The organism is Stenotrophomonas sp. S4 (assembly GCF_054187805.2).
Genome location: NZ_CM196188.1, coordinates 718716 through 737699 on the forward strand (window position 1 = coordinate 718716; position 18984 = coordinate 737699).

17 protein-coding genes and 1 other RNA gene are annotated in these 18984 nt (G+C 67.5%); 10 read left to right on the forward strand and 8 right to left on the reverse strand.

The window, feature by feature from the left end; all coding sequences use genetic code 11:
- Positions 1-472 precede the first annotated feature (472 nt).
- Positions 473-844: a DUF805 domain-containing protein gene (locus ACUZUJ_RS03185; RefSeq protein WP_049443135.1), complete on the reverse strand. Its 372-nt coding sequence runs from the start codon at positions 842-844 to the stop codon at positions 473-475.
- A 128-nt stretch (positions 845-972) separates the two neighbouring features.
- Positions 973-1383, reverse strand: coding sequence for a hypothetical protein (locus ACUZUJ_RS03190; RefSeq protein ID WP_049438571.1), 411 nt, complete (start codon positions 1381-1383; stop codon positions 973-975).
- Positions 1384-1807: 424 nt separating this feature from the next.
- On the opposite strand from ACUZUJ_RS03190, the gene ACUZUJ_RS03195 reads away from it, so the two are divergent.
- The gene (locus tag ACUZUJ_RS03195; protein ID WP_049443136.1) at positions 1808-3829 is read left to right on the forward strand and encodes an acyltransferase family protein; all 2022 of its coding nucleotides are present in this window, start codon (positions 1808-1810) and stop codon (positions 3827-3829) included.
- Positions 3830-3867: 38 nt separating this feature from the next.
- Here the strand turns inward: ACUZUJ_RS03195 and ACUZUJ_RS03200 are convergent, their stop codons facing one another.
- From ACUZUJ_RS03200 to ACUZUJ_RS03215, 4 genes are all read right to left on the reverse strand, one after another.
- Positions 3868-5253, reverse strand: coding sequence for an FAD-binding oxidoreductase (locus ACUZUJ_RS03200; protein WP_458220764.1), 1386 nt, complete (start codon positions 5251-5253; stop codon positions 3868-3870).
- The gene (locus ACUZUJ_RS03205) at positions 5250-5858 is read right to left on the reverse strand and encodes a metal-dependent hydrolase (RefSeq protein ID WP_458220765.1); all 609 of its coding nucleotides are present in this window, start codon (positions 5856-5858) and stop codon (positions 5250-5252) included. The genes ACUZUJ_RS03200 and ACUZUJ_RS03205 overlap by 4 nt, the downstream gene beginning before the upstream one ends.
- Positions 5859-5968: 110 nt before the next feature.
- Positions 5969-6337: a YraN family protein gene (locus ACUZUJ_RS03210; protein WP_180879035.1), complete on the reverse strand. Its 369-nt coding sequence runs from the start codon at positions 6335-6337 to the stop codon at positions 5969-5971.
- Positions 6327-8048 carry a penicillin-binding protein activator gene (locus ACUZUJ_RS03215; protein WP_458220766.1) on the reverse strand — a complete coding sequence of 574 codons (1722 nt, stop codon included), beginning with the start codon at positions 8046-8048 and terminating at the stop codon, positions 6327-6329. Before ACUZUJ_RS03215 ends, ACUZUJ_RS03210 begins: the two co-directional genes overlap by 11 nt.
- Positions 8049-8129: 81 nt before the next feature.
- Between ACUZUJ_RS03215 and rsmI the strand changes: the two genes are divergently transcribed.
- Together rsmI and rnpB are read left to right on the forward strand one after the other, a co-directional pair.
- Positions 8130-8948 (forward strand): 16S rRNA (cytidine(1402)-2'-O)-methyltransferase, encoded by an 819-nt coding sequence (gene rsmI, locus ACUZUJ_RS03220; RefSeq protein WP_014035976.1) that lies wholly within the window; start codon positions 8130-8132, stop codon positions 8946-8948.
- 155 nt (positions 8949-9103) lie between these two features.
- Positions 9104-9455, forward strand: an RNA gene (gene rnpB, locus ACUZUJ_RS03225) — RNase P RNA component class A.
- Between the two features lie 88 nt (positions 9456-9543).
- Here rnpB and ACUZUJ_RS03230 read toward each other — a convergent pair.
- Complete coding sequence (locus ACUZUJ_RS03230) at positions 9544-10023, reverse strand: DM13 domain-containing protein (protein ID WP_119007430.1); 480 nt, start codon at positions 10021-10023, stop codon at positions 9544-9546.
- 357 nt (positions 10024-10380) lie between these two features.
- Positions 10381-11157 (reverse strand): NRDE family protein, encoded by a 777-nt coding sequence (locus ACUZUJ_RS03235; protein ID WP_049443141.1) that lies wholly within the window; start codon positions 11155-11157, stop codon positions 10381-10383.
- 324 nt (positions 11158-11481) lie between these two features.
- Between ACUZUJ_RS03235 and mraZ the strand changes: the two genes are divergently transcribed.
- The 7 genes from mraZ to mraY are packed head-to-tail and all read left to right on the forward strand — an operon-like array spanning position 11482 to position 18983.
- Positions 11482-11928 (forward strand): division/cell wall cluster transcriptional repressor MraZ, encoded by a 447-nt coding sequence (mraZ, locus tag ACUZUJ_RS03240; RefSeq protein ID WP_004143635.1) that lies wholly within the window; start codon positions 11482-11484, stop codon positions 11926-11928.
- A gap of 14 nt (positions 11929-11942) precedes the next feature.
- On the forward strand, positions 11943-12911 hold the full coding sequence (gene rsmH / locus ACUZUJ_RS03245) for a 16S rRNA (cytosine(1402)-N(4))-methyltransferase RsmH (protein ID WP_049443142.1): 969 nt from the start codon (positions 11943-11945) through the stop codon (positions 12909-12911).
- Entirely contained in the window at positions 12908-13171 is a 264-nt protein-coding gene (gene ftsL, locus ACUZUJ_RS03250) for a cell division protein FtsL (protein ID WP_014035980.1), read from the forward strand. Before rsmH ends, ftsL begins: the two co-directional genes overlap by 4 nt.
- Positions 13168-15012, forward strand: a complete 1845-nt coding sequence (locus ACUZUJ_RS03255) for a peptidoglycan D,D-transpeptidase FtsI family protein (RefSeq protein WP_014035981.1) — start codon at positions 13168-13170, stop codon at positions 15010-15012. Before ftsL ends, ACUZUJ_RS03255 begins: the two co-directional genes overlap by 4 nt.
- Positions 15009-16517: a UDP-N-acetylmuramoyl-L-alanyl-D-glutamate--2,6-diaminopimelate ligase gene (locus ACUZUJ_RS03260; RefSeq protein WP_458220767.1), complete on the forward strand. Its 1509-nt coding sequence runs from the start codon at positions 15009-15011 to the stop codon at positions 16515-16517. The genes ACUZUJ_RS03255 and ACUZUJ_RS03260 overlap by 4 nt, the downstream gene beginning before the upstream one ends.
- Complete coding sequence (locus tag ACUZUJ_RS03265; protein WP_458220768.1) at positions 16514-17908, forward strand: UDP-N-acetylmuramoyl-tripeptide--D-alanyl-D-alanine ligase; 1395 nt, start codon at positions 16514-16516, stop codon at positions 17906-17908. The genes ACUZUJ_RS03260 and ACUZUJ_RS03265 overlap by 4 nt, the downstream gene beginning before the upstream one ends.
- On the forward strand, positions 17898-18983 hold the full coding sequence (mraY, locus tag ACUZUJ_RS03270) for a phospho-N-acetylmuramoyl-pentapeptide-transferase (protein WP_010481929.1): 1086 nt from the start codon (positions 17898-17900) through the stop codon (positions 18981-18983). Before ACUZUJ_RS03265 ends, mraY begins: the two co-directional genes overlap by 11 nt.
- Position 18984 lies beyond the last annotated feature (1 nt).

Below are 18984 nucleotides of genomic sequence, written 5' to 3' on the forward strand. Positions count from 1 at the left end.
TTGGTTGGCACGAATGTGTCAGCCGTCCGTGGCAGCACCGTGTCGACCAAGGTCGACACCTACCAACGCAGAGGCACCTCGGCATTGCTCTGGTAGGTGCCAACCTTGGATGGCACGAATGTGTCAGCCGCCCGTGGCAACACCGTGTCGACCAAGGTCGACACCTACCAACGCAGAGGCACCTCGGCATTGCTCTGGTAGGTGCCAACCTTGGATGGCACGAATGTGTCAGCCGTCCGTGGCAGCACCGTGTGGACCAAGGTCGACACCTACCAACGCAGAGGCACCTCGGCATTGCTCTGGTAGGTGCCAACCTTGGTTGGCACGAATGTGTCAGCCGCCCGTGGCAACACCGTGTCGACCAAGGTCGACACCTACCAACGCAGAGGCACCTCGGCATTGCTCTGGTAGGTGCCAACCTTGGTTGGCACGAATGCGTCGACCAAGGTCGACACCTACCGAAGCGGGGAGGTTACGCGTGCGGAACCGGCGCACCGAAGCGGTTGTCGCCCGGCGTGCTGGGCAGCAGCAGGAATACCAGCAGCACCAGGCTGACGAACGGCACGAATGCCAGCAGCATCCACCAGCCCGAGCGATCGGTGTCGTGCAGGCGGCGGATGGTCGCCGCAATACAAGGCAAGGCGAACACCAGCCACATCACCACGCTAAGACCGGTCGCGATGAGTGCCAGGCCCTGCGAATCGCTGTAACCGGCATAGAAGCTCAGGATGTACAACGGGATCGAAACGATCACGATGAACAACTGGAACCACCAGAACTCACTGCGGCTGGCGCGCCCGCTGAACTGCGCATAGCGGGAAAGCGGAATCATCATCTTGTGCATCTGGGCACTCCCTGAAAAGAAGGGCCCACTATTGGTGCGCCTGTAATGATGAACCATCGTAATCATTGCAATTGCGCGCAGCGTGCGACTGAAATGGGCGCTTGCCCGCAGTTCGCGTCGTTGGAAGCTCACGCCGCCCGCAACTGCACATCCACATACTCGGCCAGCCCTCGACAGGCCAGCAGCAGGCCCTCGCGCGCGCCATCGCCCATCTGCTGGTCAATATCACCGTCCACGCGGACGCGTTCGGTGGCGTGCAGTAGTTCCAGCAGGAAGCTCAGCCCCGCATTGGCGCGGTCGATGCGCGCCAGGGCCAGGCGTTGCCCGGGCGTGCGGTTGTTGCCGGGCCACGGCTGGCCATCGGCCGCATCGCCCTGGCGGATGTACTGCAGGCAGGCCTGCAAGGTGATGGCCCCGGCGCTATTGCCGCTCTGTAGTGCAACGAACGTGTCTTCCAGTGTGCGCGCCAGATCATCCGGCAGGCGCGTGGCGGCGTCGCCCAGGGTGGCGAACAGGTGCGGGTAGGGGGAGGCGGTCATGGCGGCGTCCTTGTGCAAGCGGCAAGGGGCCACCCCGCTTAACAGCGAGGGTGGCGGACGGTGCGTGGTTCCAATACCGGTGGTTAACGTCGTCAAATGCCGGCGGGCACGAGGCCCCCACGCACCGCCCGCCATAGATGCACGGACAGATTGCCTGCCGACGCCACCCAACAAGGAAAGAGCGACGCCGGCAGGCAAGCGTAAACAACATTAACCAAACGGGATTGGAAGCCCGTGCCACCCGTTGTCGGTGGCGCTACATGATTTGCATGAAGGGCCACGTATGCCAATGAGAAAGATTTGAAAATTCGAAAACGTTACAGATGTGCGGCGCGCGCTTCAGTGTGGCAATTGCGACATTCCTTTAGAGCCGAGCTGGGACAGGAGCTGAACAATGTCCACGTCTGTCGCGATCATCCATTGAATGACTGCGGCAGCGGTGGTGATGCTGTTAGGTCGTTCTCCACCCGTTGCCCATATGTCCCCTCCCGAACGTTCCCACAACGCGGCCATCGATGGCCTGCGCGCATTGGCGGTGCTGGCTGTCGTCGTCTTCCACACCAATGCGACGTGGCTGCCCGGCGGCTTCACCGGTGTGGACCTGTTCTTTGTGGTGTCCGGCTTCGTGATCAGCCAGTCGCTGGCCTCGCGCACCCATGCATCGCTGGGTGCCATGCTGCTCGACTTCTACCGTCGCCGCGTGTTGCGCCTGTTGCCGGCGTTGCTGGTGATGCTGATGGCGACCTTCGTGCTGTCGGCACTGTTCATCCCCCGCGCGTGGCGCAATGAGCAGTTCGACCAGACCGGTTGGGCCGCGCTGGTCGGCTTCAGCAACATCGTGCTGGCCGGCCAGCAGGACGACTACTTCTCACCCGGTGCTGAACTCAATCCGTTCCTGCATACGTGGACGCTGGGCGTAGAGGAACAGTTCTATCTGATTTTCCCGCTGTTGTTCTTCGTGTGGATGCGCGGGCGTGAGCGTTGGCCGTGGTCGCGTTGGCTGTTGCCGGTGCTCACCGTGTTGTCGCTGGCGTGGGCGGGCTGGCAGGCGAAATCGGCACCGGCGGCAGCGTTCTATCTGCTGCCGGCGCGATTCTGGGAGCTGGCCGCGGGCGCGCTGCTGTACCAGTGGATGCGTACGCGTACGCCGGGCCAGAACGGTGGCATGGTTGCGGCGGCCGGCCTGGCGCTGCTGGCCGCAGGCGTGGTGATCGCACCGCAGCTGGCGATGCCGGTGCCGGGCGTGCTGGCGACCGTGGCCGGTACCCTGCTGCTGTTGACCAGCGTGACCGTAAGCGGCACGTCCCGCATCGGTCGCGCGCTGGGGTGGGCGCCACTGGCCTATCTGGGGCGCCTTTCGTATTCGCTGTACCTGTGGCATTGGCCGTTGCTGGTGCTGCTGCGCTGGACGTACGGGCTGCAGGGCCCGGCGCTGTGGCTGTATCCGGTGCTGCTGCTGGCGGTATCCGCTGCGTCGTATCACTTCATCGAGCGCCCGCTGCGCAGTGCGGCGCCGCTGCTGCGCCTGGCACCGGGCAAGGTGCTGGCGACGGCGCTGCCGGTGGTGGCGCTATGCGGCGCAGGCGCCTGGGCCACGGTGGAGTACCACGAGCAGGTCTCGCTGAGCGTGACCCGCGACGGTTATGCATGGCAGGCGCGCCGCTATCCGGCCTGGCGACCGCTGGAGCCGGTGAGTGCGCAAGCGCTCGACGGGCGGCGCCTGTTCGTGGTGGGCGACTCGCACGCGGCGGCGTATCGCACGATGACCAGCATGGTCGCGCGGCAGACCGGCATGGAGGTGCAGCAGCAGGATCGTGGCGGCTGCAGCTTCGTCAACCTGCTGCGGGCCAGCCCGCCGGACTGCCAGGACTTCATTGAGGACGCGTTGTCGACCATCGAGAACGAGGCACGTGCCGGTGACATCGTGCTGCTGGCGGCACTGCGCATGCCGGAGTTGCGTGGGTTCGATTGGCAGCAGCAGGACGCACAGCAGATCTATCAACAACTACTGGACGAGCGCACGCCGGCCCATGCGCAGGCGGCGCGTGATGAGGCTGATCGTGTTCTTGGGCGTTTGCAGAAGCTGGGCGTGCACGTGGTTGTGGATGCACCGCTGCCGTTGTTCAAGGCGGGTGCGTACCGCTGTTCGGATTGGTTCAATCGCCGCAATCCAGCGTGTGCCGGCGGTCTGAGCATGCCGCGTGCGGATCTGGAAATGCTGCGCGTGCCGCAGATGGCACTGCTGGCGGAGCTGGCTGCGCGCTATCCCGCGTTGACTGTGTGGGACCCGTTGCCGTTGCTGTGCGGGCCGCAGACCTGCTCGGCAGTGGAAGACGGTGAGCCGTTGTTCTTCGACAATGACCATCTGAGCGGGCATGGCAACCGCGTGCTGTTGCCCAGCTTCCGTCAGACCCTGATCGATATCGCGAGCGACAAGCTGTTGTAGAGCCGAGCACGACTCGGCTCTACAGGTAGGTGCGCGGCCTAAACCGGCGGCAGCACCTTGCCCGGATTGAGGATGCCGTCCGGGTCCAGCGCGGCCTTGATCGCGCGCATCGTCGCCAGCGTTTCCGCAGTGAATGCCTGCACCATGAAATCGCGCTTGGCCAGGCCAATGCCGTGTTCGCCGGACAGCGTGCCACCCAGCGCCAGCGTCAGCTCGAAGATCTTCGGCAGCGCGGCATGCGCGCGCGCGTTCTCGTCGGCATCCTCCGGGTGATAGAGGATATTGACGTGCAGGTTGCCGTTGCCGGCATGGCCGAAGGTGACGATGGTCAGCGCGTAGTCGCGTGCCAATGCCTGCACGCCGCCCACCAGTTCCGGGATGCGCGATACCGGGACCACCACGTCTTCATTGATCTTTCCCGGCGCAACGCTGCGCAGCGCAGGCGACAGTGCCTTGCGTGCGGCCCACAGCTGGTCGCGTGCACGGCCTTCCATCGCCACGTCCAGCTCGATCATGCCGTCGCCTTCGGCGGCGCTGGCCAATGCCTGCAGCAGATAGGGCAGGGTGTCGTGGTCACCATCGGCTTCGACCAGCAGCATCGCACCGGCCTCCGGCACGTCGGCACCATTCAGCCGCAGCAGCTCCAGGCTGCGCGCGTCCATGAATTCCAGGCGGGTGGGTACCACCGGTTGCGACATCAACCGCGACACGGCAGCGGCGGCGGCATCGGCATCGCGGTACAACACGCGCAGCCCGGCCTGGCTGACCGGCAACGGGGTCAGCTTCAGCGTGGCTTCCACGATCAGTGCCAGCGTGCCTTCGCTGCCCACCAGCAGATGCGTGAGGTCATAGCCGGTGGCGTCCTTGGTGTAGGCGCCACCGCAGCGGATCACGTCGCCGGTGCCAGTCACCGCCACCAGGCCCAGCACATTGTCGCGGCTGGTGCCGTACTTCACCGCGCGCGGGCCGCCGGCGTTGCAGGCGAGGTTGCCACCGATGCTGCAGATCTCGGCGCTGGATGGATCCGGCGCCCAGAACAGGCCGTGCGGGGCCAGTGCCTGCTGCAGGGTCCCGTTGAGCACACCCGGCTGCACGATCGCGCAGCGATCACCGGCGCGGATTTCGACGATGCGGTCCATGCGGGTGAACGACAGTACGATGCTGCCCGGCTGCGGGACCGCTGCGCCGGTGGTGCCGGTTCCGGCGCCACGTGCGACCAGGGCCACGCCATGCGCGCGGCAGGCGCGCACCAGTGCCTGCACCTGTTCGATGTCGGCAGGCAGCGCCACCGCCGCCGGACGCTGGTGGCGCCACGAGTTGTCCTGCGCGTTGGCCTCCAGCGCGCCGTCATCCATGCGCCAGCCCTCCGCGCCCAGCAGGGCGGACAGTTCGGCAACCAGGGTGGCGGGCAGGGCAGGACTCATGACGGATCTCGTGGGGCAGCGGGAGCGGGTTGGATAAGTTTCCAGGCGACAACGGCGCCGGCCAGCGGCAGCCACACCCAGCGCAGTTCGGAGAGCAGGGTAGCCACGCCGCGTGCGCTGAAGAACTGTGGGGCAAACGGTGAAACGCGGATCGGTCGCCACGGTGCGAAGAAGCGGTGTTCACTCCACGGCCAGGCCAGCGCGACGCCGAGGCCGCCGGAGGTCATCGCATCCAGCAGCGGATGGCTGGCGGCGCAGACGAAGACGAACACCGCCGCTTGTACGGTCGATGCCACCGTTGGCCCTGCCTTGGTAGGTGCCAACCTTGGTTGGCACGAAACCGCCGACCAAGGTCGGCGACTACCAAAGAACGCCAACACCGCGGCCAATGCCGCCAGCACGCCGGCAAACAGCAGTGAATGACTGGCACCGCGATGGCCGAACGCATCGGCGTAGGGAATGTGCAGCGCGAAGGCCAGCACATCGGCATCCGGCAGCATCGCTGCAATCACGCCGGCAACCAGCAGGCGCGACGGGATGCGGCCACGATCAGCGGCGCACCAGAGCGCCAACGGCACAGCGGCATGGGTGATGATCGACGGCATCAGTCACGCACCGTGGTAGTGCCGGCCTGGCTGCGCTCTGGTAGGTGCCAACCTTGGTTGGCACAGAAGCGTCGACCAAGGTCGGCCTCTACCAGAGCGGACGGAAATCATCAGCAGTCATCCAGCCGGAATGCATCCCGCAGCCAGTGCAGCTGCGGTGGTTCGCCACTGGCTTCGACCACGTCGAAGCGGCAGGGCGCATTGGCCAACGCCGGGTTGTCCTGCAGGAACAGCTGCGCGGCATGCGCCAGGCGCCGGCATTTGCGCGCATCCACCGAGGCGGCGCCACCACCGAAATCGGAGCGCGCGCGATAGCGCACCTCCACGAACACCACGGTGCCGGCATCGTCCATCACCAGGTCCAGTTCACCGCCGCGATAACGCACGTTGCGCGCACGCGGCTGCAGTCCGGCCTGTTGCAGATGCTGCTCGGCGGCGGCTTCCACCGCCGAGCCGCGTTGGCTGCGCTCAGCGACCACCGACGATCGGCATCGGCCGGCCGCCATTGAAGGTCGACCATGCCGGCTGGCGCAGGATGTTGCCGTTGCTGTCCAGGAACAGGGTGCCGGTGGCACCGTCCAGGCCGCCTTCGTTGGACAGCTTGTCCAGATAGGCGGTGATCTTCCAGGCATCGGCGCCGAAGGCGAACAGGCGGCCGGCCGCACCGCGTGCGCTCGGCAGGGTGCTGGCCACCTGGCTGGCCGAAGGCAGTCCGGACACGCTGCGCACGTTCCAGGCTTCGTTCGGGTAGACGATGCCGTCCAGCGCCACGTCTTCTTCCACCTTGCCGCTGCCGACGGTCAGCTGCGAGGTGCCGACGCGGGTGGCGCCACCGGCACCGGCCAGCGCCAGCTGCGGCGCCAGCAGGCGGGCCTGCGGCGCACGCACGGCGAGGAACACGGCATCGACCTGGCCGGCATTGCGCACCTGGGCGCCGATGTCGCCCACTGCATCGCTGACGTTGAAGGTAGCCACCACCTGGCCACCGCGCTGCGCGAAGCGCTGCGCGAAGGCGGCGGCGGAACGGCGGCCGGTGTCGTCATTGCTGCTGATCACCAGTGCGCGGTTGCGTTCGCGTCCACGCAGGTATTCGGCGGCGACGATGCCGTCGTCTTCCGGCGCCAGCGAGAAACCGGCGCTGCCGGCCGGCGGTGCGTCCTTGCCGCGGTTCAGGGCCAGCACCGGCACCTGCAGCTGCTGGCGGCCGTACACGGCGTCCACTTCGTCGCGGCCCAGCGGCCCCACCACGAAGTCGGCACCGGAGGCGACGGCCTTGTCGTAGGCGGCGAGGGCACCGGCCGGGGTGCCGGCGGTGTCGAAGAAATTGATGTCCGGGCGGCGACGGCTTTCACCGTAGTAGGCGCTCAACAGGCCATCGCGCACCGGCTGTGCGGCGGTGGCCAGGCGGCCACTGAGCGGCAGCAGCACGGCCAGCTTGGCCGGCGGCCGGTAGCCGTCGCTCATCGCCGGCGGGCGCTTGCTGGTGTCGAACTGGGCCGCGCCATCGCGGTCGAACGGGCGCGGCAGCGGCAGGCCGCGTGCGATCAGTGCACGGCCGGCGAAGTTGTACAGCGGGTCGTTGGCGGGCAGCGCGGCGGCACGGCTGCGCAGGGTGGCGTCGTCGAGGGTGCCGAGCAGGCCGGCAATGGCGGCCTGGTTCTCGCTGCGCGCGCTGCCGGTCAGACCGGCATGGGCGCGGGCACGCTCGTTGGCGGCACCGAAGGCATCGCCGGTGCCCTGCAGGGCCTGGGCGCGGGCCAGCAGCCAGCGGGTGCGCAGGCCGACCGCAACGCTGTCGGCATGATCCTTCAGCAGGGCCAGCGCCTGCGCCGGCTGCTTGTCGGCCAGGGCCAGCTCGGCACCGGTCAGCTGGTAGCGCTGCAGGCTGGCGCCGGACAGCTGGCGCGCGGTGAGCTGGCCCAGCAGGCTGCGCGCGCGGGCGCTGTCGCCGGCCAGGTGCCAGGCCCAGGCCGCGTCGGCCAGTGCGTTGCTGCGGGCGCCGCCGCGCAGGGTGGCGGCCAGGCCTTCCAGCTGCAGTGCGGCGTCGCGCGGCTTGCCCTGTTCGATCAGCGCCAGCGCCTGGCTCTGGGCCGGCGAATCGGGCGTGCTGGTCAGGCTGGTGGTGGCACAACCGGCCAGCAGCATCAGCGACAACGACAGGGCGGAGATCCGTGCGGCGGGCTTGTTCATGATCGGGTCCATGCGATGAGGGCAGCGGCCTTGGCCGGGTACACGCTACGATTCTACCCTTGCCCCGTGAGTACCGCTGAAATGAGTGTCCCAACCCTGTACGTCGTCGCCACCCCGATCGGCAACCTGGCCGATCTGAGCCCGCGCGCGCAGGAGGTGCTGCGTTCGGTGGCCGCCATCTGTGCCGAGGACACCCGCCGCAGCGGCCAGCTGCTGTCCCATTTCGGCATCCAGCAACCGCTGGTGGCCCTGCACGAACACAATGAAGAGGCCCTCGCGCAGCGCCTGGTCTCGCGCCTGCAGGCCGGCGAGTCGCTGGCACTGGTCAGTGATGCCGGCACCCCGCTGGTCAGCGATCCCGGTTTCCGGCTGGTGCGTGCCGCGCGCGCGGCGGGCATCAAGGTCAGCCCGGTTCCCGGTGCCTGCGCCGCCATCGCCGCGCTGAGCGTGGCCGGCCTGCCCAGCGACCGTTTCAGTTTCGAGGGTTTCCTGCCGGCCAAGGCCAGCGGCCGCCGCGACCGGCTGCAGACGCTGGCCGGCGAAGTGCGCACCATGGTGTTCTACGAGTCCTCGCATCGCATTGCCGAGTCGCTGGCCGACATGGCGGCGATCTTCGGTGGCGAGCGCCCGGCGGTGCTCGCCCGCGAGCTGACCAAGCTGTTCGAGACCGTGCTCGATGGCGACCTGGCCGGCTTGTTGGCCAAGGTGGAAGCCGACGACAACCAGCGCAAGGGCGAGTTCGTGGTGATGGTGCAGGGCGCGGGTGATGATGAAGAAGCGCAGCTGGCCCATGGCCGCCGCGTGTACGCCAAACTGAGTGAGCACCTGCCGCCGTCGACCGCCGCCAAGCTGGCCGCCGAGTTGACCGGCGCACCGCGCAAGGCGTTGTACGGCAGTTGATGGATCGTGCGGACCAAGGTTCGCACCCACCAAAGCGGAATCTGCACCCACCAGAGCAGCGGAACCGGTGGATCCACGCCATGCATGGATGGATGAACCGGATGCCGCGATCAGCACGGCAGGAAGGGCGTGCGTACGCTAGAATATGCGCTGGCGGAGCCGGCCAGACAGTCGCGTCATCCCTTCGGGGGTGCCGAGGAAAGTCCGGGCTCCATAGGGCAAGGTGCCAGGTAACGCCTGGGCGGCGCAAGCCGACGGAAAGTGCAACAGAAAGATACCGCCTACGTCTTCTTCGGAAGGCCGGTAAGGGTGAAATGGTGCGGTAAGAGCGCACCGCGAGTCTGGCAACAGACCGGCACGGCAAACCCCACCTGGAGCAAGACCAAATAGGGATCCTTTGGCGCGGCCCGCGTTGGATCCGGGTAGGTTGCTTGAGCGTTGCGGTGACGTAACGCCTAGAGGAATGACTGTCCACGACAGAACCCGGCTTATCGGCCGGCTCCGCCTCTTTCTTCTTCCACGCATGGCGTGGATCTACCGTGATTGCGGGGTCGGATCCCTTTCCGGAGGAAAGGGATCCGACCCCATGCCCTGGTCAGCCCGGCGTGCGGTACTGCCCGGCGGAAATGAACTGCGAGAAGCGCTCGCACCACACCACCACCGTGGTGTAGTCATCCACGTCCACGTTCGCGGGGACCTCGACCAGGAAGCGGTTGAAGGTCTTCACCTCGCCGATGCGCTGGGCCTGCGCCTTGATCTTCAGGAAATCGGCCTTGTTGTCGACGAAATCGCGGACCAGATAGACCTTGTAATCCGGGCCCGGTCCCATCTTGCCGTCGAAGGCGACCTGGGTGGCGCTGACGCTGACCTTGCCTTCGGCCCAGTGCACCGCGTCGCTGCCTTTGAGGTCGCGGCGGAAGGTGGTGCGGTAGGTGGCGTCGTTCATGGCGGCCTGCACCTGCGCGACCGGCGGGTCATCGGGGGCGATCAGAATGGGCAGGAGGTAGACGCCCAGGCCGAAGCCAAGGCCGAGGGTGAGCAGGTGGGTGGCGAGCAGGATGAGGATGCGGCGCATGGGGCCTCCGTGTGGTTGCGGTCGATCGCGCGGCGCGGTGCCGGGCGCGACCACCCTGGGAGGTCAGGGCCGACATTTATAGACACAGTGCCGGATACGAAAAGGGCACAGTGCGCAGGTTGAGAGGCCGGAGCCCCTGTGGCGCGGGCGGATCGCGGTCGCGGTTGGAAGCTGAATGACGTTTCGAACCTGATGCGATGACGACTGCCGTCGCGTGGATCGCGACAACGCGATGCCCGCTAGTGCCGGCCGCTGGCCGGCAGCTTCATGGCGCATCCGAAGATCCAGAGGTTGCCGGCCAGCGGCCGGCACTACCCCGCTGGCAAGAGAATCCGCCCAGTGGCCGGCACGACCCGGTCAGAAAATGACGTGGCTCTGTCCGCTGGGTACACCCTGCGGGCCGAAGCGGCGTTCGTGGATCTCGCCGTGGCCGTCGGCGTCGATCAGCAGCACGGTGCTGGCGCGGGTGCCGTAGTCGTCGCCGCGGATGAAGGCCGGGCTCAGCCAGCGCTCGCGTTCCAGGCCGATGCCGGTGTCGGGCAGGTCGCTGTCGGCAGGGCGGTGTTCGTCTGCGAGGGCGTTCCAGAGTGGGGTCAGATCCCTTTCGCGTTGCGAAAGGGATCTGACCCCGTCTTCTTCCAGCCATGCCGACAGCGCCGCCATCAGCCGCCGGGTCTTCGGCCAGGGCGCGTCCAGCGCGCCGTTGGACATGCCGTGCACGCCCGGGCCGAGGGTCTGCCGTTCGGCGGGATGGTTGCCCAGGTACTCCAGGCTGTCGCCATCGGCCAGCAACAGGTTGAACGGGGCGTAGGCGCCAGCCACGGTCGCCAAGCGGTCGATATGCACGGCGGCCGGGTCGCGGCCGCGCAGGAAGTCGGCCACCAGCGCGCCCCGCGACGGGCCGGTCTGGGCCGCCAGCGGGTCGCGGACGTTGGTGACCACCGCCATCCGGCCCGAGGCGCCGACGCCGGCCCAGCCACCGCCGGAGCGCAGGTCGCGCCCCCCGATGACGGACGTCTCATCCTGCCAGGGGGCCAGCGCCGCCGTCGGGCGGGCGTGGAACTCATCACGGTTGCCGGTCATCACCAGCCGCCAGCGCGGGTGGTGCATCCAGCCAAGAGCGAGCAGGCACATGGCTTCATTGTGCACGGTTTGCGCAGTCTGGCGCCGTTTCCGGCCCGTTCCGGATGAATGCGCGGCCGATGTTTCACGCCCTCTCCACGCCCCTGAACTTCCGTTCAATCTCAAAAATTGAGACGGATCAGCAACTTGTGGATAAGCCTTGAACAATTCTCTAAAGGTTGTTGCAAGCCATTGATGCGGCTGGCGATTTCCCTGCTGAAAAGTTGTTGACAACCCTCGGCCCGCTGCTAAGGTGGGCATCAGAGGGAAATCCGGGTGTTTTGTGGGTTTTCGTGGTTCAATGTTTCACCGGGCGAAGGACAAGGTGCAGGCGTCGTGTTCCAGGGCGAGACGGCCATCACAGTTGACGACAAAGGGCGCATGGCGGTTCCCACCGCTTACCGCGACCTCGTCGCGCGCGCCAGCAACAACCGTCTCGTGCTGACCTACAACCCGTTCGAAGCCGGCTGCCTGTGGCTGTACGCAGAGTCGGAATGGGAGCGGGTCCGCGACGATGTGATGTCCAAGCCCAACACCCAGCGCGTCGTGCGCCTGTTGCAGCAGAAGCTGGTCGGCTCGGCCGCCCATCTGGAGCTGGACGGCAACGGTCGCATCAGCATCCCCGCCAGCCACCGCGGTGCGGTGGGCATTGAGAAGAAGGCGGTATTGCTCGGTATGGGCGACAAGTTCGAATTGTGGAGCGAGCAGGCGCATCGGGCCCTGATCCAGCAGACGTTGTCTGACGAGGATCTGGGTGATGGGTTGCTCGACCTGAAGTTGTGAGCCGGGGTGCCCGGATGCGCCCAGAAGCGCAGGCCGGTCACCTTCCGGTGTCGCAGTCGCCGGCGGTGCACCTGCCGGTCCTGTACACCCAGGTCCTTGAAGGCCTGAGGGTGATCGAAAACGGACGTTATCTGGATGGCACGTTCGGTCGTGGCGGTCATGCACGTGGCGTGCTTACCCAGCTCGGTCCCGAGGGGCGCCTGCTGGTCATGGACAAGGATCCGGAAGCCATCGCCGTTGCCGAGCGCGATTTCGCGCCGGACCCGCGCGTGTCCATCTTCCGTGGCAGCTTCGCCCAGCTGCTGCAGTGGGAGGCGACGGCCGAAGGCCTGGACGGCGTGCTGTTCGACCTCGGCGTGTCGTCGCCGCAGCTGGATGTGGCCGAACGTGGCTTCAGCTTCGGCAAGGACGGCCCGCTGGACATGCGCATGGATCCGGACAGCGGTGAAAGCGCCGCGCAGTGGATCAACCGCGTCGAAGACCGCGAGATCGCCGATGTGCTGTGGACCTATGGCGAAGAGCGCCAGAGCCGCCGTATCGCCCGCGCCATCGTGGCCCGCCGCGAGAAGCAGCCGTTCACGCGTACCGCCGAACTGGCCGAGCTGATCGCCTCGGTGATGCCGCGCGGAAAAGACAAGATCCACCCGGCCACGCGCAGCTTCCAGGCCATCCGCATCCACATCAACCGCGAGCTGGCCGATCTGGAAGCCGGTCTCGATGCGGCGGTGGAACGGCTCAAGCCCGGTGGCCGCCTGGCGGTGATCAGCTTCCACTCGCTGGAAGACCGCATCGTCAAGCAGTACATGAACCGCCTGGCCAAGGCGCCGCCGGCCAACCGCCGCCTGCCCGAGGCCGTTTCGTTCGTGCCGACGCTGGACCTGATCGGGGGCGCCATCAAGGCCACCGACGAGGAGCTGGCCGCCAACCCGCGTGCCCGCAGCGCCGTGCTGCGCGTGGCACAGAAGCGGGAGGTCGATGCATGAGCCGCCTGCTGCTGATCATCCTGCTGGCCTGCACCGTGGCCTCGGCGATCGGCGTCGTGTTCGTGCGTCACCGTCATCGGCAGACGTTCATCGAACTGTCGCGTGCCGAGCGCACGCGCGATGACATCAACCTCGAATTCGGCCGCCTGCAGCTGGAGCAGGCGACCCTGGCCGAAGCCAACCGCGTGGACCGCATTGCCCGCGAGAAGCTGGGCATGAAGTTCCCCGAGGCCGGTGACATCGTCGTGGTGCGCCCATGAGCAAGACCGGCCGCAACCGCCCGCGCAACGCCTTCAACCTGCGCCAGCGCCTGCGCTGGGTCGCGCTGGCGCTTGGCCTGTGCTCGGTGTCGCTGGTGGGGCGTGCGGCCTACGTGCAGATCATCAACAGCGATTTCTACCAGCGCCAGGGCGAGGCCCGTTACCTGCGCGAGCTGCCGATCAAGACCTCGCGCGGCATGATCACCGACCGCAACGGCGAGCCGCTGGCGGTGTCCACGCCGGTTGCCTCGATCTGGGTCAACCCGCAGGACCTGCTGCGTTCGCCCGAGCGCATCCCGGAGCTGGCCCAGGCGGTCGGCATGTCGGTGGATGAGCTGAGCAGCCGCCTGTCGCAGAAGTCGGACAAGGAATTCATGTACCTGCGCCGCCGGATCAATCCGGACGAGGCAGAGAAGGTGGTTGCGCTGAAGATCCCGGGCGTGGCCGCGCAGCGCGAGTTCCGCCGCTTCTATCCGCAGGGGGAAGCGATGGCGCACGTGCTGGGCTTCACCAACATCGACGACCGCGGCCAGGAAGGCCTGGAACTGGCGTTCGACGAATGGCTGCGCGGCAAGGCCGGCGCCAAGCGGGTGATCCGCAACCGCAAGGGCGAGACGGTCGAGAGCGATCTGCTGCGCGCCGCCGAGCCGGGCAAGGACCTGACCCTCAGCATCGACCGCCGCATCCAGTACCTGGCCTTCAAGGAACTGCGCAACGCGCTGGTGGCCAACAAGGCGGCCGGCGGTTCGATGGTGATCATGGACGTGACCACCGGCGAGATCCTGGCCATGGTCAACCTGCCGACCTACAACCCGAATTCGCTGACCGGCGCGATCCCCGATACGCGCCGCAACCGCGCGGTGACCGACCTGGTCGAGCCGGGCTCGACGATGAAGCCGCTGACCATCGCCACCGCGCTGCAGGCCGGTGCGGTGACCAAGGACACCATCATCGACACCAACCCGGGCTACATGACCCTGGGCCGCTTCACCATCCGCGACGTGCCGCGCAACAACGGTGTGCTGAACGTGACCGGCGTGATCACCCGCAGCTCGAACGTGGGTGCAGCCAAGGTCGCGGCGAAGATGCCGGACCAGACCTTCTATGACGGCGTGCGCCGCTTCGGCTATGGCTCGGCGCCGCACAGCGGTTTTCCGGGTGAATCGGCCGGTGTGGTGATGCGCCCGGCACGCTGGTCGGGCACCACCAAGACCACCATGTCCTACGGCTACGGCCTGTCGGTCACGCCGCTGCAGATCGCCACTGCGTACTCGGCACTGGCCAACGGCGGCCGCCTGATCGCGCCGACCTTCGTCAAGGGCCAGCGCAACGAAGGCCAGCAGATCATCGACGAGAACGTCGCCCGGCAGGTGGTGGCGATGATGGAAACGGTGGTCACCCAGGGCGGCGCCAAGCAGGCGGCGGTGCTGGGTTACCGCGTGGCCGGCAAGACCGGCACCGCGCGCAAGGCCGGCCCGGGCGGTTATGAGCGCGGCCATTACAACGCGCTGTTTGCTGGCGTGGTGCCGGCCACCAACCCGCGTTTCGCCACCGTCATCGTCATCAACGACCCGCAGGCCGGCAAGTTCTACGGCGGCCTGGTGTCGGCGCCGGTCTACCACAACGTGATGGAAGGCACCCTGCGCCTGATGGACGTGCCGCTGGACGACCTGCAGTCGTGGCTGGCCGCACAGCAGTCGGGCAAGGTCGGCCATTCGGCGTCGATCCTGCCGGCGCCGCCGGCCGAGGCCGCGCTGCCGGTCGATGCCGCTGCCGAATTCGATGCTGCGCTGCCGAGCGCGCAAGCCCAGACGCCGCCCGCTACGGGAGGCACGCAATGAGTCCTTCGATGTTGCTTTCGCAGTTGCTTCCGGACGTGGCCCTGGCAGGGCACGATCCCGTTCTGACCGGCCTGGTGCTGGACAGCCGTGCCGTGCGCCCCGGCAATGCCTTCGTCGCCATCGCCGGTTTCGGCGCGCATGGCCTGGGCTTTGTCGAGCAGGCCCGCGCCGCCGGTGCCAGCGCCATCCTGTTCGAACCGCCGGCGCCTGCCGAACTGCCGGCACCGGCTGATGCGATCGCCGTGCCGGCCCTGCGCGCGCGTATGGGTGCGATGGCCGACCAGTTCCATGGCGCACCGTCGCGGGCGATGGCGATGGTGGGCGTGACCGGCACCAACGGCAAGACCTCCACCGTGCAGCTGCTGGCCCAGGCCTGGCATCTGCTCGGAACGCCCAGTGGCAGTATCGGCACGCTGGGCGCCGGACTTTATGGCGCGGTCGAACCGACCGGCTTCACCACGCCGCTGGTGCTGCAGATGCATGCGTTGCTGGCGCAGCTGCGCGACGCCGGTGCGCGCGCGGTGGCGATGGAAGTCAGCTCGCATGCGCTGGACCAGGGCCGCGTGGATGCCGTGCACTACGACGTGGCGGTGTTCACCAACCTCACCCGCGACCATCTGGACTACCACGGCGACATGGCCAGCTACGGGGCGGCCAAGGCGCGGCTGTTCCACCGCCCGGGCCTGAAGGCCGCGGTGATCAATCTTGACGACGCCTTCGGTCGCCAGCTGTTCGCTGGCCTGCCGGCCGGCGTGCAGCCGATCGGCCTGAGCTCGCGCGGTGCCAGCGACGCCAGCGTGCGCGCCGAGGCGCTGCAGCTGGACGGCCGTGGCATCGCCTTCGAGCTGGTCATCGACGGCCAGCGTGCGGCGGTGCAGTCGCCGCTGCTGGGCCGCTTCAACGTGGACAACCTGCTGGCCGTGGCGGGAACCCTGCACGCGCAGGGCCAGCCGCTGCCGCGCATCGCCGAAGTGCTGTCGGCGCTGCAGCCGATCAGTGGACGCATGAACCGCCTGGGCGGCGAAGACGGCCTGCCGACCGTGGTGGTCGACTACGCGCATACCCCGGACGCGCTGGAACAGGCGCTGGGCAGCCTGCATGGCCACCTGCACGGCGCGCTGTTCTGCGTGTTCGGCTGCGGTGGCGAGCGCGATACCGGCAAGCGCCCGCAGATGGCGGCGATTGCCGAGCGCCTGGCCAACCAGGTCATCGTCACCGACGACAACCCGCGTGGCGAGGATGGCGATGTGATCGTCGCCGACATCCTGGCCGGCTTCCAGAACGCCGATGCCGTGACCGTGCAGCGCAGCCGCGCGCGCGCGATCGGCCTGGCGGTGAAGCGTGCTGGCGCGGGCGACATCATCCTGATCGCCGGCAAGGGCCACGAGCCGTACCAGGAAGTGAATGGCGTTCGTCATGACTTCGACGACACCGAAGTGGCTGCCGCTGCGTTGGCTGCCAAGGCTGGCGTGTTGGCTGCGCAGGCCGGGGAGGGCATCGCATGAAGCGCACCCTGCTTTCGCTGATCGCACACTGGGCCGGCGGCGAGATCCATGGCGACGACGTGGCCATCGATGCGGTCAGCAATGACACCCGCAACCTGGGTCCGGGCAGCCTGTATGTGGCGCTGCGCGGCGAGCGTTTCGATGGTCATGACTTTGCCGCCGACGCGCAGGCGCGCGGTGCCAGCGCGCTGCTGGTCGAGCGCCTGCTGCCGATCGACCTGCCGCAGGTGCTGGTGGCTGACAGCGAACTGGCATTGGCGAAGATCGCCACCGGCATGCAGCGCGACCGCGATACCGAGGTGTTCGCGATCACCGGCAGCAATGGCAAGACCAGCGTGAAGAGCCTGCTGCTGTCGATCCTGCAGCAGGTGGCCCAGCACGCGCACAAGGTGGTCTACGCCAACCCGGGCAACCGCAACAACGAGATCGGCCTGCCGCTGGCGGTGATCGATGCCCCGGAAGATGCCGACTACGCCGTCTACGAGATGGGCGCCGGCAAGCCGGGCGACATTGCCTACCTGACCGACATCGCCCGCCCGCGCTATGCGCTGGTCAACAACATCGCACCCGCCCACCTGGAGCGGATGGGCAGCCTGCTCGGCGTGGCGGTGACCAAGGGCGCGATCTATGCCGCGCTGCCGGCCGATGGCGTGGCGGTGATCAACGCCGACGATGCCTATGGCCGCTGGTTCGAACAGCATTTCATCAGCACCCCGGCGCGCTGCCGCGTGCTGCGCTACGGCCTGGAACACTCGGCGGACGTGACCGCGCGCGACATCCGCGCCGGTGCGCAGGGCAGCCAGTTCACCCTGGTCGCACCGACCGGCGAAGCCCGCGTGGTGCTGGGCCTGCCGGGTCGCCACAACGTCAGCAATGCGCTGGCCGCTGCCAGCCTGGCGCTGGCCGCCGGTATCGATCTGGCGCTGATCGCCACTGGCCTGGCCGAAGCGCAACCGGTGCCGGGCCGCCAGATCGCCCATCAGCTGCGCAACGGCGCGGTGCTGGTGGACGACAGCTACAACGCCAACCCGGGTTCGCTGGCGGCCGCCATCGATGCCCTGGCCGCCGCGCCGGAAGAGGGCTGGCTGGTGCTGGGCGACATGCGTGAGCTGGGCCCGGACGGCGAGGCGCTGCATGCGCAGGCCGGCATCCGTGCGCGCGCCGCTGGCCTGAAGCGCCTGTATGCGCTGGGTCCGCTCAGCGTCGCTGCTGCTGCCGCCTTCGGCGACGGCGGCCGTCATTTCGCTACCCATGACGCGCTGTCGCAGGCGCTGAAGGACGAGCTGCACGCCGGTGTGCGCTGCCTGGTCAAGGGGTCCCGTGGCAGCGCCATGGACACGATTGTCAAAGCGCTGCTGGCGCAAGGAGAGGAATCCCCGCATGTTGTATGAACTGGCTCGATGGTTGCAGCAGTTGGAGAGCCTGTTCGGGCTGTTCAACTACCAGACGTTCCGCGCCATCCTTGCCGCGCTGACGGCCCTGTTCCTGTCGCTGTGGCTCGGCCCGGCGATGATCCGCAAGCTTGCCCAGTTCAAGGGCGGCCAGCCGATCCGCAAGGACGGTCCGCAGACCCATTTCTCCAAGGCCGGCACGCCGACCATGGGCGGTTCGCTGATCCTGCTCACCATCACCCTGTCGGTGCTGATGTGGGCCGACCTGCGCAACCGCTACGTGTGGCTGGTGCTGGCGGTGATGCTGTGCTTCGGCGCCATCGGCTGGTATGACGACTGGATCAAGATCGTCCGCCGTGATCCGAACGGCCTGAAGTCGCGCTGGAAGTACCTGCTGCAGTCGATCTTCGGCCTGGCCGCGGGCCTGTTCCTGTTCTACACGGCCGACGTGCCGGCCGCGCTGACCTTCTACATCCCGATGTTCAAGTCGATCGCCTTGCCGCTGGCCGGCATCGGCTTCGTGGCCATCGCCTACTTCTGGATTGTCGGCTTCTCCAACGCGGTGAACCTGACCGACGGCCTGGACGGCCTGGCGATCATGCCGACCGTGCTGGTGGCCTGCGCGCTGGGCGTGTTCGCCTATGCCTCGGGCAACGTGGTGTTCGCCAACTACCTGCAGATCCCGCAGATCCCGGGCGCCGGCGAGCTGGTCATCATCTGCGCGGCCATCGCCGGTGCGGGCCTGGGCTTCCTGTGGTTCAACACCTATCCGGCCATGGTCTTCATGGGCGACATCGGCGCGCTGGCGCTGGGCGCGGTGCTGGGCACGATCGCGGTGATCACCCGCCAGGAGCTGGTGCTGGTGATCATGGGCGGCGTGTTCGTCATCGAAACGCTGTCGGTGATGATCCAGGTCGCTTCGTTCAAGCTGACCGGCAAGCGCGTGTTCCGCATGGCGCCGATCCACCACCATTTCGAACTGAAGGGCTGGCCGGAGCCGCGCGTGATCGTGCGCTTCTGGATCATCTCCGTCGTGCTCGTGCTGATCGGCCTGGCCACGTTGAAGGTGCGCTGAG